The sequence below is a fragment of the Pseudomonas sp. FP1762 genome (assembly GCF_030687105.1).
GTDB lineage: Bacteria > Pseudomonadota > Gammaproteobacteria > Pseudomonadales > Pseudomonadaceae > Aquipseudomonas > Aquipseudomonas siliginis.
Genome location: NZ_CP117458.1, coordinates 4,966,733 through 4,980,494 on the forward strand (window position 1 = coordinate 4,966,733; position 13,762 = coordinate 4,980,494).

Consider the following 13,762-nt stretch of genomic DNA (forward strand, 5'->3'; position numbering starts at 1 on the left):
GGCTTGTGTCATGATGATCCGACCGCAGGTTAGTCGTCCTCTTCCTATATGAATAGATCTTCCGCGTTGCTCCTCGCTTTTGTCTTCCTCAGCGGCTGCCAGGCCATGGCGCCCGTTGCGCCGGATGGCACCCCGCCGGTCGAAGACACCACGCCCGCACCTGAAAAGCCCAAGGTTTACGGCTCGTTCAGCGAGGAAACCGTGTTCAGCCTGCTGAGCGCCGAACTCGCTGGCCAGCGCAATCGTTTCGACATTGCCCTGGACAATTACGTGACCCAGGCCATCAACACCCAGGATCCGGGCGTTTCCGAGCGTGCGTTCCGCATCGCCGAATATCTGGGCGCCGATCAACCGGCCCTCGACACCGCGCTGATCTGGGCCCGCAATGCCCCGGACGATCTCGAAGCGCAACGCGCCGCCGCCGTGCAACTGGCCCGCGCCGGGCGTTACGACGACTCCATGGTCTACATGGAGAAAGTCCTGCAGGGCAAGGGCGACACCCATTTCGATTTCCTCGCGCTGTCGGCCGCCGACACCGATCAGGAAACCCGCAACGGCCTGATGAAAAGCTTCGACCGTTTGCTTGAGCGCCACCCGAACAACAATCAGCTGATTTTCGGCAAGGCTCTGCTGTTGCAGCAGGATGGCGACAATCAAGGTGCGCTGACTCTGCTTGAAGACAATCCGCCGGAAGATGGCGAGATCGCACCGATCCTGCTGCGTGCGCGCCTGCTTCAATTGCTCAACCGTGGCGACGAGGCGCTGCCGCTGTTGCAAAAAAGCATCAGAAAATACCCGGAAGACAAGCGCCTGCGCCTGACCTACGCGCGCATGCTGGTCGAACAGGACCGCATGGACGACGCCAAGGCCGAATTCTCCACCCTCGTTCAGCAATACCCGGAAGACGATGAACTGCGTTACTCGCTGGCACTGGTGTGCCTGGAAGCCGAGGCGTGGGATGAGGCCAAGGGCTATCTGGAAGACCTGATCGCTCGCGAAAGCCACGTCGATTCAGCGCATCTGAATCTCGGCCGGATTGCCGAAGAACGCAATGACCCGCAAGGCGCGCTCATCGAATACGCCCAGGTCGGCCCGGGCAATGACTATCTGCCGGCACAGCTGCGTCAGGCCGATATCCTGATGAGCAACGGCAAAACCGTCGAAGCGCAGAGCAAGCTGGCGGCCGAGCGTGACGAGCAACCGGATTACGCGATCCAGCTGTATCTGATCGAGTCGGAAACCCTGTCGGCCAATAAACAGGACGACAAGGCCTGGAAAGTTCTGCAACAAGCGCTGCAGAAATACCCGGACGATCTCAATCTGCTCTACACCCGCGCCATGCTCGCGGAAAAACGCAATGATCTGGCGCAAATGGAGAAAGACCTGCGCCTGATCATCAAGCGCGACCCGGACAACGCCATGGCGCTGAATGCGCTGGGCTACACCTTGTCCGATCGCACCACCCGCTACGCTGAAGCAAAAACGCTGATCGAGCAGGCGCACCAGATCAATCCGGAAGACCCGGCGGTACTCGACAGCCTCGGCTGGGTGAACTATCGCCTGGGCAATCTGGACGACGCGGAGAAATACCTGCGCCAGGCGCTCGAGCGTTTCCCTGACCACGAAGTCGCCGCGCACCTGGGCGAAGTCCTCTGGGCCAAGGGCAATCAGCGCGAAGCCAAACAAGTGTGGGGCAAGTTCCTCAAGGATCAGCCCGACAGCACCATTCTGCGCAGCACCATCAAGCGCCTGACCGGATCCGAGAATCTTTAAACCATGCTTTTGCGCCACGTTATTGTTTTCAGCTTCATCGCCCTCCTCGCCGGCTGCTCGGGTTTCGGCACTCGCGAATCGGTCGAGGGCCACGGCAGCCCGGCCCAGTGGGCGGCGAATAAACAGCAACTGACCGGCCTCGATGGCTGGCAGATCGACGGCAAGATCGGCATCCGCGCGCCGAAAGATTCCGGCAGCGGCACGCTGTTCTGGCTGCAGCGTCAGGACTACTACGACATTCGCCTGTCCGGCCCGCTGGGTCGTGGCGCGGCGCGCCTGACCGGGCGTCCGGGCAAAGTATCACTGGAAGTCGCCAACCAGGGCCGCTACGAATCGCAATCTCCTGAAGCCCTGCTCGAAGAACAGCTGGGCTGGAAACTGCCGGTGTCGAATCTGGCCTGGTGGGTTCGCGGCCTGCCAGCCCCGGAAAGCAAGAGTCGCTTGAATCTGGACGCCGACAGCCGTCTGGCCAGCCTTGAGCAGGACGGCTGGAAAGTCGAATACACCGCCTACACCGAACAGAATGGTTATTGGCTGCCCGAGCGCATCAAGCTGCACGGCACCGACCTTGACGTGACGCTGGTGATCAAAACCTGGCAACCGCGCAAGTTGGGGCAATAAAGCATGACCGCTGCACGCCTGACCCTGCCCTCGCCGGCCAAACTCAACTTGATGCTGCACATTCTCGGTCGCCGTGAAGACGGTTATCACGAATTGCAGACGCTGTTTCAATTCCTCGATTACGGCGATGAAATCACTTTCGCCGTGCGCGATGACGGCGTGATTCAGCTGCACACCGAGTTCGCCGGCGTGCCCCACGACAGCAACCTGATCGTGCGCGCGGCGAAGATGTTGCAGCAACAGTCCGGCTGCGCGCTCGGTATCGACATCTGGATCGACAAAGTCCTGCCCATGGGCGGCGGCATTGGCGGCGGCAGCTCGAATGCGGCGACGACCCTGCTCGGGCTCAACCATTTGTGGCAACTGGGCTGGGATGAAGATCGTCTGGCGGAACTGGGCCTGTCACTCGGTGCCGACGTACCGGTGTTCGTCCGTGGCCATGCGGCATTTGCCGAGGGTGTTGGCGAGAAACTGACCCCGGTCGACCCCGAAGAACCGTGGTATCTGGTGCTCGTGCCGCAAGTCGCTGTTAGTACGGCAGAAATTTTTTCCGATCCTTTGTTGACACGTAACACACCGCCCATTAAAGTGCGCCCCGTTCCCGAGGGAAACAGTCGAAATGACTGCTTGCCGGTGGTCGCAAGGCGTTATCCAGAGGTACGTAACGCATTGGATTTGTTAGGTAAATTTACCGAAGCAAAGCTCACCGGAACTGGAAGTTGTGTGTTTGGGGGCTTCCCAAGCAAAGCTGAAGCTGATAAAGTCTCGGCCCTTCTGACAGAGACCCTTACAGGGTTTGTAGCGAAAGGAAGCAACGTTTCGATGTTGCATCGCAAGCTGCAAAGTCTGCTCTAAAGGAATCAAGTGCCCGGCACTTGAAAGCAACAGATACAGGGGCGTCGCCAAGCGGTAAGGCAGCAGGTTTTGATCCTGCCATGCGTTGGTTCGAATCCAGCCGCCCCTGCCATTTTCTCTACTCATCCAGGTTACCCTCAGCCTCTAGGTACTGCGCGTGTCCAAGATGATGGTCTTTACGGGGAATGCCAACCCCGATCTGGCTCGGCGTGTCGTACGTCAGCTGCATATCCCTCTCGGTGACATCTCTGTCGGCAAGTTTTCCGACGGCGAAATCACAGCCGAGATCAATGAAAACGTTCGCGGTAAAGACGTCTTCATTATTCAGCCGACCTGCGCTCCGACCAACGATAACCTGATGGAACTGGTAGTGATGGCTGATGCCTTCCGCCGCTCCTCAGCTACTCGTATCACTGCTGTTATTCCTTATTTTGGTTATGCCCGTCAGGATCGCCGTCCGCGTTCCGCACGTGTGGCTATCAGCGCGAAAGTCGTTGCTGACATGCTTACCGTAGTCGGCATCGACCGTGTTCTCACGGTTGATCTGCATGCTGACCAGATTCAGGGCTTCTTCGATATTCCGGTAGATAACATCTACGGCTCCCCGGTTCTGGTGGATGACATCGAAGATCAGCGCTTCGAAAACCTGATGATCGTGTCCCCGGACATTGGTGGCGTCGTGCGTGCACGGGCTGTTGCCAAGTCGCTGGGCGTCGATCTCGGGATCATCGACAAACGCCGTGAGAAAGCCAATCACTCTGAAGTGATGCATATCATCGGTGATGTCGAAGGGCGTACCTGTATTCTGGTCGATGACATGGTCGATACCGCCGGCACCCTGTGCCACGCGGCCAAGGCCCTGAAAGAGCATGGCGCAGCCAAGGTCTTTGCCTACTGCACACACCCTGTGCTGTCGGGCCGGGCCATCGAGAATATCGAAAATTCCGTGCTGGACGAGCTGGTGGTCACTAACACCATCCCGCTGTCCGCTGCAGCACAAGCCTGTGCACGTATCCGTCAACTGGATATCGCACCGGTTGTTGCCGAAGCGGTTCGCCGCATCAGCAATGAAGAATCGATCAGCGCGATGTTCCGTTAAGGGCCCTGCCCTTCGCGAAATGTCTCGTTGACGAAAAGCGCCCCGCCCCGGCATTCCTGTCGGGGCGGGGCTTTTTTGCCCATACCGTGTTCGGCGCTGGTCGCAAACGCCACTCGGTCATGGCTATTTTGGAGATACAAAATGAACGATTTTACTCTGAATGCTGAAGTGCGTTCCGACCTGGGGAAAGGTGCGAGCCGCCGCCTGCGTCGTCTCGCCGCTCTGGTTCCAGCTGTTGTTTACGGTGGCGACAAAGCCCCTGAATCCATCAGCATGCTGGCCAAAGAAGTTGCCAAACTGCTCGAAAACGAAGCGGCTTACAGCCACATCATCGAGCTGAACGTTGGTGGCACCAAGCAGAACGTCATCATCAAGGCGCTGCAGCGTCACCCGGCCAAAGGCCACGTGATGCACGCTGACTTCGTACGCGTTGTTGCCGGCCAGAAACTGACCGCCATCGTGCCTGTACACTTTGTTGGCGAAGAAGCTCCAGTGAAGAAAGGCGGCGAAGTTTCGCACGTTGTTGCTGAAATCGAAGTGACCTGCCTGCCAAAAGATCTGCCTGAGTTCATCGAAGTCGATCTGTCGAAAGCAGAAATCGGCACCATCATTCACCTGTCGGACCTCAAAGCTCCTAAAGGTGTTGAGTTCGTTGCTCTGGCACACGGCGATGACAAGGCTGTTGCCAACGTCCACGCTCCACGTGTTGCTGCAGAACCTGCCGAAGAAGGCGAAGCAGAGTAATTCACTCTGTCATGCCGGAGTGAGCAAGTAACATCGCGGACTGGAACGTAGCGAGAAAGCGGGCGAGAACGCGGAGTTTACATCCATGGTAAATGAGCATTTTTCGTCCACTTTCGCCGCTTTCCCCGATCGCGGCGATGTTATCCACCACTCCAAGGAAGGGCCCCTATCGTGACTGCCATCAAACTGATCGTTGGCCTGGGAAATCCAGGCGCTGAATACGAACAGACCCGGCATAACGCAGGGGCCCTTTTTGTTGAGCGCATCGCCCACGCACAGAATGTGAATCTTGTGGCCGATCGCAAATATTTCGGCCTGACCGGGCGCTACTCGCATCAGGGTCAGGATGTTCGTCTGCTGATTCCCACCACCTACATGAACCGCAGCGGCCAGGCCGTGGCGGCACTCGCCGGTTTCTTCCGCATCAAGCCTGAAGAAATCCTCGTGGCGCATGACGAACTCGACTTGCCTCCGGGCGTTGCCAAGCTCAAGCAGGGCGGCGGCCATGGCGGTCACAACGGGTTGCGCGACATCATTGCGCAACTGGGCAATCAGAATACGTTCTACCGTCTGCGGCTTGGCATCGGCCACCCGGGCGTTGCCAGTATGGTTTCAAATTTCGTCCTGGGTCGTGCGCCACGCGCCGAACAGGAAAAACTCGATGCCAGCATCGACTTTGCCCTCGGCGTGCTGCCGGATATCCTCGCCGGGGAATGGAACCGCGCGATGAAAAACCTGCACAGCCAGAAGGCCTGACTTTTACCCGAGGGGAAACACCATGGGATTCAATTGCGGCATCGTCGGCCTGCCTAACGTCGGCAAGTCCACCCTGTTCAACGCCCTGACCAAATCCGGTATCGCGGCGGAGAACTTCCCCTTCTGCACCATCGAGCCGAACAGCGGCATCGTGCCGATGCCGGATCCGCGCCTGGAAGCGCTGGCGGCCATCGTCAATCCCAAGCGCATCCTGCCGACCACCATGGAATTCGTCGACATCGCCGGCCTCGTCGCCGGTGCCTCGAAAGGTGAAGGCCTGGGCAACAAGTTCCTGGCCAACATCCGCGAAACCGACGCTATCGCTCACGTGGTGCGCTGCTTCGAAGACGACAACGTGATCCACGTGTCCAACAGCGTCGACCCGAAACGCGACATCGAAATCATCGACCTTGAACTGATCTTCGCCGACCTCGACAGCTGCGAGAAACAACTGCAGAAAGTCGCGCGCAACGCCAAGGGCGGTGACAAGGACGCCGTGGTTCAGAAGGCTCTGCTCGAGCAACTGATCGCGCACTTCACCGAAGCCAAACCGGCACGCAGCCTGATGAAGAACATGAGCGCGGATGAGAAAGCCGTGATCAAGGGCTTCCACCTGCTGACCACCAAGCCGGTCATGTACATCGCCAACGTTGCCGAAGACGGTTTCGAGAACAACCCGCACCTGGACGTGGTCAAGGCCATCGCCGAAGAAGAAGGCGCCATGGTCGTTCCGGTGTGCAACAAGATCGAAGCGGAAATCGCCGAGCTCGATGATGGCGAAGAGAAGGACATGTTCCTCGAGGCCCTGGGCCTGGAAGAGCCTGGCCTGAACCGCGTGATCCGCGCCGGTTACGAAATGCTGCACCTGCAGACCTACTTCACCGCCGGTGTCGAAGAAGTCCGCGCCTGGACCGTCAAGGTCGGTGCCACCGCACCACAGGCCGCCGGCGTGATCCACACCGACTTCGAAAAAGGCTTCATCCGTGCCGAAGTCATCGCCTACAACGACTTCATCCAGTACAAGGGCGAAGCCGGCGCCAAAGAAGCCGGCAAGTGGCGCCTGGAAGGCAAGGATTACATCGTCAAGGACGGCGACGTGATGCACTTCCGCTTCAACGTCTAAGCAACAGCCGCACAAGAAAAAGCCGCGTTTGATACGCGGCTTTTTTGTGCCCGAAAGATTGTTAAAAGATCGCAGCCTTCGGCAGCTCCTACAGATGTACATCTATCCCCTGCAGGAGCTGCCGAAGGCTGCGATCTTTTGATCTCAAGCTTTTTTAGTACGCGGCAAAAAAATCGCCAACACACCAAACAACGGCAGGAACGAGCACAGGAAATACACGTACTCAATCCCGTGCACATCCGCCAGATGCCCGAGCAGCGCTGCGCCAATCCCGCCGAAACCGAACATCAGTCCGAAGAAGATCCCGGCAATCATCCCGACATTGCCTGGCACCAGTTCCTGCGCGTACACCACGATCGCCGAGAATGCCGACGCCAGAATGAAACCGATCACCACGCTGAGAATGCTGGTCCAGAACAGATCGACATGCGGCAGGATCAGGGTGAATGGCGCCACCCCCAGGATGGAAAACCAGATCACTGCCTTGCGCCCGATCTTGTCGCCGATAGGCCCGCCGAAGAACGTCCCCGCCGCCACTGCGCCCAAAAACAGGAACAAGTGCAATTGCGAACTCGCCACCGACAGGTCGAACTTCTCGATCAGGTAGAAGGTGAAGTAGCTGGTGAAACTGGCCATGTAGAAATATTTGGAGAACACCAGCAGCCCCAGGACCACCAAGGCACTGGTCACCCTGCCCTTCGATAAGCCGTGCGTCGCGGCTTGGCCGGCCTTGAGCTTGAACAGGTTCAGGTGGTTGGCGTACCAACGGCTGATGCGGTACAGCACGAACAGCGCAAACACTGCGAACAGACCGAACCACGCCACATTGCCCTGGCCGAAGGGAATGATGATCGCCGCCGCCAGCAATGGGCCGAACGCGGAGCCGGCATTGCCGCCGACCTGAAAGGTCGATTGCGCCAGACCAAACCGGCCGCCCGAGGCCAGCCGCGCAACACGCGAGGCTTCCGGGTGAAAGGTCGACGAGCCGATACCAATCAGCGCCGCCGCCAGCAGAATCAATGGGAAGCTGCCGACCACCGACATCATCAGAATGCCGATCAAGGTACACACCGTGCCCGCCGGTAACAGCCACGGTTTGGGGTGGCGATCAGTGTGATACCCGACCCACGGCTGCAACAGCGACGCGGTCAACTGAAAGGTCAAGGTGATCAGGCCGACCTGGGTAAACGTCAGGCCATAGTTGGCCTTGAGCATCGGGTAGATCGACGGCAGCACCGACTGGATCAGGTCATTGATCAGATGCGCCAGCGCCACCGCGCCGATGATGCGCATCACCAAGGGGCTGCTTTGCGGAGCAGCGGTCGCCGAGGCAGCGGCGGTCTGGACGTTGCTGATAGCCATGGAAAATTCCGGACAGCAGATGGGTGCCCGCAGGCAGGTGCGTCAATGTGCCATTTTTCGGTGCGCCAGCGCTATCCCCTTAGCCAGCTAACTAACCAACATTCCTATCTCGCGTAGGAGCTGCCGAAGGCTGCGATCTTTTGATCTTGCTTCTAAGCATCAAAGTCAAAAGATCGCAGCCTTCGGCAGCTCCTACAGGGGATCGTTGGTGGCGAAGGTGATAGCGCAACGCCATGGTCTGAATCTTGCCTTGCTTCTGCCCTTGAACACGATCGCCTTACAAAGGCGCTCGACAATGGGAAGTTTCGCTACAGAGCCGGCCTACAGAGCGGGCGAGGGTGAACTTTCGAGGCCTTTTAGAGGGCACAGGTCGCAGCCGAAAGGTTCGCGATGCACGCCAATGGTGCGTGGTGTCCAGAGGAGTCATGAGGCATGCAGGCTTTCCTTTCACCGGGGATCAATTTGCTGGGGCGGTTTGGCTTCGCAGGTAAATTCCAATTATTGTTTCTGCTGTTCATTCTGCCGCTGGCCGGCAGCCTGTTGATGATCGGCCATGACTATCGCGAGAAGCTCAATCTGATCTCGGGCGAACGTGCCGGCGTGCGTCAGCTGCTCGCGCTGGATGCGCTGGACAACCTGCTCGCCGCGCAACGCGACCGCGCCGCCCGCTGGCGCGCCACCGAGACCAATCGTCAGCCGACACCGGCCACCCTCGCCGCCATGGCTGCCTTCGACGGCGTGCAACCGGCGGTGCTGCAAGCCACCACCGAGCTGGGCAATGCCCTGAACCAGCAAGGCGCCGACGGCGCAATCCTCGAACGCTTTCAGGCGCTGCAAACCGCACTCAATGGCCTTGATTCGAAAAGCCTGAGCAGTGTCGGCTGGTGGCCGGACGGTTATGACCGCTTCACCAATGCCCTGGGCGCGCTGCAAGCCTTGCGCGAGCAGATCGTCATGGACAATCGCCTGACCCTTGCACCGTGGCTGGAAACCTACCTGCTGACGCAGATTTCCACGCAGCACGCGCCGGACCTGATCGAGCGGGTCGGCCGTCTCGCCGCAGTCGGCCAGGCTTCGGTCGTCTCCGGTCAGTTCACCCTGCAGAGCCGCCTGCAGTTGCGCGACCTGCGCAGCCGCATTGGTGACGCCCGCGAGCAACTGGTGAAAACCGCCGGCCTGCTGGAGGCGCGTCTGCCAGCCGAGCTGCAAGCTTGGGCCGGCCAGTATCACGACAGCCTGAAACACCTCGACAGCGGCCTGAAAGTCCTCGACGACGGTGTGTTTGGCGGCAGCATCAACCTCAAGCCAGAGGACTTCGAACGCAGCCTCGACGCGCTGCTCACCGACCTCGCTTCCCTGCGCCAGCAATCCCTGGTCGCGCTGGATCAGCGGCTCGATGCGTATTACAGCTCGGCGATCCGCCAGTTCATTGTTGTCGCCGCAATCTTCGGTTGCCTGCTGTTGGCCGCGTTATACCTGTTCGTTTGCCTGCAAGCCTCGATCCGCCGTAGCGCCAGCGGCATCACCTTGCTCGCCGAAGCCTTGCGCGACGGTAACCTGAGCCTGCAAGTGCCGGTGGTGGGGCGCGATGAGCTGGCAGCGATCAGCACCGCGCTCAACGTCGCTGTGGTGCAATTGCGCAGCAGCATGCTCGGCGTCGACCACGAGACCTCGCAGTTGAGCAACGCGGTGCGCAGCCTCAACCAACACTCCAGCGGCGCCCTGAGCGAAGTCGAAGCGCAGCAATTGCAGATCAGCCAGATCGCCGCTGCCGCCACGCAATTGGCCGCCACCTCGCAAGGCGTCGCGCAGAGTTGCGAACAGGCCTCCGGCAGCGCCCAGCAAACCCGGCGCATCGCCGCCGACAGCAGCCGCGACAGCCAACGCACCACGGCGAGCATTCAGCAGCTCAATCAGCGCCTTAACGATACCGCCGCCGCGCTTGGCCGGGTCAGCGAGCAAGGCCAGCAGATTCAACTGGTCGTGGATACCATTCGCGGCGTCGCCGAGCAGACCAACCTGCTCGCGCTCAACGCCGCCATCGAGGCCGCCCGCGCCGGCGAACAGGGTCGCGGCTTTGCCGTGGTCGCCGACGAGGTGCGCAGCCTCTCGCAGCGCACGCAATCGTCCACCGCGCAGATCGCCGGCACCGTCGACAGCCTGCGCGCCACGGTCAACGAAGCGGTAAGCCTGATGGAAGCCGCCTGTGGTCAGGCGCAATCGGATGCCGAAGCAGTCACCGGACTCGGCGAACGCCTGGGAGAAATCGCCAGCGCCGTACAGAGTGTCACCGACACCCTGGCGCAAATCGCCACAGCGGTTGAAGAACAGGCCAGCACTGCCGACGAAGTCAGCGGCAATATCCAGCAGGTCGATCAAGCGGCGGTGCGTTTGCTCGAAGGCGCACGCGCCGTAAACTTCGCGGCGGACACCTTGAGCCAGGGTAGCGAGGCACTGAGCGCCAATACCGCCAGATTCCAACTGCGCTGACGCCCTCCCCGGCCCCGATTTTCGGGGCTGGAGGATAAGCAGTTGAAAACAGGAAGAAATATTTTCGATTTACGCTTGACGCTTTGCCATTTCAGGGGAATAATGCGCGCCACTTGGCTACATAGCTCAGTTGGTTAGAGCATAGCATTCATAATGCTGGGGTCCGGGGTTCAAGTCCCTGTGTAGCCACCAAGTACTAAAAACGGCTTACCGAAAGGTAGGCCGTTTTTTTATGCCTCGAGAAAAGTCCTTTTCCTCCCGCTCCCTGCATGCAATTCAGATGCCTCCGTAAGAAAAAAGTAGATCTCTGGTACGAAACGGATCTTTCGTAGCATCAGCCACCTGTCGCTCTCTCCCCGAATCGCTCCTATACCGACAAGCTCCCCTGGCTCGACTCAGCGCCATACAGGGAGTTGGCATGCCTCAATACAAATACCTTCTCGACGATGACTGGTTATTAAATCCGTATAGCGGTGGCAGGGCCTGGTTTACTTTGCTTCCACCGAAAGCGCCGGAGCCGGTGTACATCGAGAAGGATGAGTGGCCTGCGCCCAAGCCACGCGAAGACAGGGTCTTTGCCAAGTCCTGCACGCCGGACAACTGGTGTCGCACGGACGCTGGCACTGCCGAGGAGCCAGCCAGCAACTTCGGCAAGATCATGGTCGCCGGCGCCATGCTCATGCCCTCCGCCAGTACCGCGGTCGCGACGGCGATAGGTGCTGACCTGGCTTTGGGGCGTCTGGCCGGCGGCGGGATTTTGCAACAGCGCCTGAACTGGGCCATCCGTGGCGCCGGCGGGCCGGCCAGCGTCTTTGTGCTGGGAATGCTGCCGAGCAAAATGGCCGACGGCACGCTTCACACCGACGAAGAACTACGCCGCATGAGCCGCGCCACCACGCGCGTGCGTTTCCAGTTTCGTCGTGATGCCGAAGGTGTTCTGCGGGTCTACGGCATCCACTCCGGCGCCTCTGGCGACGACGCCGTACGCACGGTGAACGTCAAGTGGAACGCCGACAAGACCGCCATGGAGGCCAAGCTCAACGGCATCACCATTCTCTGGACGCCGCAGCGCGGGCCGTTGGGGTCGATGCCTCCGCTGGTTTATCCCGACCACGGTGAGGCACTCGGCCCGATCCTCGTCCACCCGATCCCGGACAACACCGATAGCCAGATTGAGGGACTGCCGGGCGAGGATGTAACGGCCGAGGATTGTATTCTGGTGTTCCCGGCGGACACCGGGCTGAAGTCGTTATATGTGGTTTATTCGAGGCCGGCGAGGCAGACGCCTGGGATCGTTACGGGGGTGGGAGAGGATGTGGCGGGGATATGGCTTGCGGGGGCTGATTCGGACGTGGGGGTTCCGATTCCAACAGACGTTGCCAACTCTCTACGAGGACGAGAATTCAAAAACTTCGACTCATTCAGAGCAACCTTTTGGAAAACTGTTGCAGAGTCAACATCGGGGGGGGAGTTGATTGAACAGAATGTTGGTCGCATGCGTAAGGGTAAGGCGCCACGTGTGCGTAAAGCCGATAGAGTCGGCGGTAGAAAGTCTTATGAAATTCACCATCTCGAAAAAATATCCAAGGGTGGTGGCGTATATGACCTAGATAACCTTCGAGTAAATACTCCTCGGAACCATATCGATATACACCGGCGTGAATAGGCAAATATGAAAGACACCTTATTAAAAGCCAGCATTTCTGAATACACAGAGGCCGAATTCGTCGCGCTACTACAAGAGCTCGCGAAAGAGGATGAAGAAGCTGAAAACGATGATCGTGCTGATTTACTGTTGGCGCACTTCGAGACAATCAGCGAGCATCCAGCAGGATCGGACTTGATCTACTACCCGGAGCCTGGTGCTGATAACTCCCCTGTGGGGGTAATGCAAAGTGTCAGGGACTGGCGAGAAGCACAGGGATTGCCGGGGTTCAAAGGCTCTTGATAAATCGTGTCGTTGAGGGTTCGAGCCGTCGAGTTAACTTTGGCTGTCACGATTTATTGCGTCTCAACACATCCAAGATTCGTGCATGAGATAGGCAATGGCAACGGAATTCCTTATTAAAGACGATTTGTCAGATTACACCGAGCAAGAATTCATCAACATCCTTGAGGGCATTATCGGAAATGAGGGGAGCGAAGAAGAAGAAAGCAAGCTCGTTCTTCACTTCAATTTGATTTGTGGACACCCAACAGGATCCGATTTGATTTTTTACCCTGAAGATGGCGCCGATGACTCGGCACAGGGAATCATTGAGTCATTGAAGAAATGGCGTAGTGACCATGGGCTGTCGGGCTTCAAGCAATGATAAGAAAACGCACCAAGCAAAGCATAGCTGACTACACAGAATCAGAATTCATCTGTTTCGTGAAAAATATAAGAGCAGTCAACAGAAGTGGGTCTGACAAGGAGCTTGGCAGATTGCTGGCGGAATTCAGGGCTTTGACCGGCCACCCCGCTGGAACAGACCTGATCTTCTACCCCGAGCCCGGAGCAGATACAACATCTGCCGGAATAGCTCGTACAGTCATGGCATGGCGCGAAGCGAATCGACTACCTGGGTTCAAGACATGAATCCTGCCGCCCTTTTCATTTGTAACTGTGGAACTACAACTTGGGAGTGTCATGACTAACATATCCGACTACACCGAAGCAGAATTCTTGAAATTTGTGCAATCTGTTCTTGCAGCCAACACAAGCCCAGACGAGATTCTCGATCCGCTGTTGTTTGAATTTGTACGTCTGTGTGAGCACCCAGCGGGCACTGACCTTATCTATTGGCCCGAGGATATGAAACAACAAACAGCCGAGAGCATTACCGAAATCGTGAAAAAGTGGCGCTCTACCCATGGTCTGCCGGGCTTCAAGCAATGAGTTTCTGACTCACTAACCCTGCATCACTCTCAAGAAGATCGCACCACCCGAGCTACCGCTT

14 protein-coding genes and 2 tRNA genes are annotated in these 13,762 nt (G+C 58.4%); 15 read left to right on the top strand and 1 reads right to left on the bottom strand.

The features are described 5' to 3' along the window. Positions 1–48: 48 nt before the first annotated feature. The 8 genes from PSH90_RS22095 (at position 49) to ychF (ending at position 6,971) form a co-directional block, all read left to right on the top strand. Positions 49–1,773, top strand: coding sequence for a tetratricopeptide repeat protein (locus PSH90_RS22095; protein ID WP_305381529.1), 1,725 nt, complete (start codon positions 49–51; stop codon positions 1,771–1,773). Positions 1,774–1,776: 3 nt separating this feature from the next. After that, positions 1,777–2,394 carry a lipoprotein insertase outer membrane protein LolB gene (gene lolB / locus PSH90_RS22100; protein WP_016773207.1) on the top strand — a complete coding sequence of 206 codons (618 nt, stop codon included), beginning with the start codon at positions 1,777–1,779 and terminating at the stop codon, positions 2,392–2,394. Between the two features lie 3 nt (positions 2,395–2,397). Continuing rightward, positions 2,398–3,249, top strand: a complete 852-nt coding sequence (gene ispE / locus PSH90_RS22105; RefSeq protein WP_041480006.1) for a 4-(cytidine 5'-diphospho)-2-C-methyl-D-erythritol kinase — start codon at positions 2,398–2,400, stop codon at positions 3,247–3,249. A 37-nt stretch (positions 3,250–3,286) separates the two neighbouring features. Next, positions 3,287–3,361 (top strand) — tRNA-Gln (locus PSH90_RS22110). 45 nt (positions 3,362–3,406) lie between these two features. After that, the gene (locus PSH90_RS22115; RefSeq protein WP_003171603.1) at positions 3,407–4,348 is read left to right on the top strand and encodes a ribose-phosphate pyrophosphokinase; all 942 of its coding nucleotides are present in this window, start codon (positions 3,407–3,409) and stop codon (positions 4,346–4,348) included. A gap of 141 nt (positions 4,349–4,489) precedes the next feature. Next, positions 4,490–5,092 (top strand): 50S ribosomal protein L25/general stress protein Ctc, encoded by a 603-nt coding sequence (locus PSH90_RS22120; protein ID WP_056790308.1) that lies wholly within the window; start codon positions 4,490–4,492, stop codon positions 5,090–5,092. A 171-nt stretch (positions 5,093–5,263) separates the two neighbouring features. After that, positions 5,264–5,848 (top strand): aminoacyl-tRNA hydrolase, encoded by a 585-nt coding sequence (gene pth, locus PSH90_RS22125; protein WP_016773203.1) that lies wholly within the window; start codon positions 5,264–5,266, stop codon positions 5,846–5,848. Positions 5,849–5,870: 22 nt separating this feature from the next. Then, entirely contained in the window at positions 5,871–6,971 is a 1,101-nt protein-coding gene (gene ychF, locus PSH90_RS22130) for a redox-regulated ATPase YchF (protein ID WP_016773202.1), read from the top strand. A 144-nt stretch (positions 6,972–7,115) separates the two neighbouring features. Here the strand turns inward: ychF and PSH90_RS22135 are convergent, their stop codons facing one another. Then, the gene (locus tag PSH90_RS22135) at positions 7,116–8,333 is read right to left on the bottom strand and encodes an MFS transporter (protein ID WP_039761258.1); all 1,218 of its coding nucleotides are present in this window, start codon (positions 8,331–8,333) and stop codon (positions 7,116–7,118) included. Between the two features lie 432 nt (positions 8,334–8,765). Between PSH90_RS22135 and PSH90_RS22140 the strand changes: the two genes are divergently transcribed. From PSH90_RS22140 to PSH90_RS22170, 7 genes are all read left to right on the top strand, one after another. Further along, positions 8,766–10,823, top strand: coding sequence for a methyl-accepting chemotaxis protein (locus PSH90_RS22140; RefSeq protein ID WP_305381530.1), 2,058 nt, complete (start codon positions 8,766–8,768; stop codon positions 10,821–10,823). A gap of 115 nt (positions 10,824–10,938) precedes the next feature. Then, positions 10,939–11,015: transfer RNA gene (locus tag PSH90_RS22145), tRNA-Met, on the top strand. A 226-nt stretch (positions 11,016–11,241) separates the two neighbouring features. After that, the gene (locus PSH90_RS22150) at positions 11,242–12,489 is read left to right on the top strand and encodes an S-type pyocin domain-containing protein (protein ID WP_305381531.1); all 1,248 of its coding nucleotides are present in this window, start codon (positions 11,242–11,244) and stop codon (positions 12,487–12,489) included. A 6-nt stretch (positions 12,490–12,495) separates the two neighbouring features. Continuing rightward, entirely contained in the window at positions 12,496–12,771 is a 276-nt protein-coding gene (locus PSH90_RS22155) for a bacteriocin immunity protein (RefSeq protein ID WP_076564112.1), read from the top strand. A 97-nt stretch (positions 12,772–12,868) separates the two neighbouring features. After that, positions 12,869–13,135 carry a bacteriocin immunity protein gene (locus PSH90_RS22160; protein ID WP_252876894.1) on the top strand — a complete coding sequence of 89 codons (267 nt, stop codon included), beginning with the start codon at positions 12,869–12,871 and terminating at the stop codon, positions 13,133–13,135. After that, positions 13,132–13,401 (top strand): bacteriocin immunity protein, encoded by a 270-nt coding sequence (locus tag PSH90_RS22165; protein ID WP_076564114.1) that lies wholly within the window; start codon positions 13,132–13,134, stop codon positions 13,399–13,401. Before PSH90_RS22160 ends, PSH90_RS22165 begins: the two co-directional genes overlap by 4 nt. A gap of 51 nt (positions 13,402–13,452) precedes the next feature. Next, the gene (locus PSH90_RS22170) at positions 13,453–13,701 is read left to right on the top strand and encodes a bacteriocin immunity protein (RefSeq protein ID WP_150638764.1); all 249 of its coding nucleotides are present in this window, start codon (positions 13,453–13,455) and stop codon (positions 13,699–13,701) included. Positions 13,702–13,762: the final 61 nt, after the last annotated feature.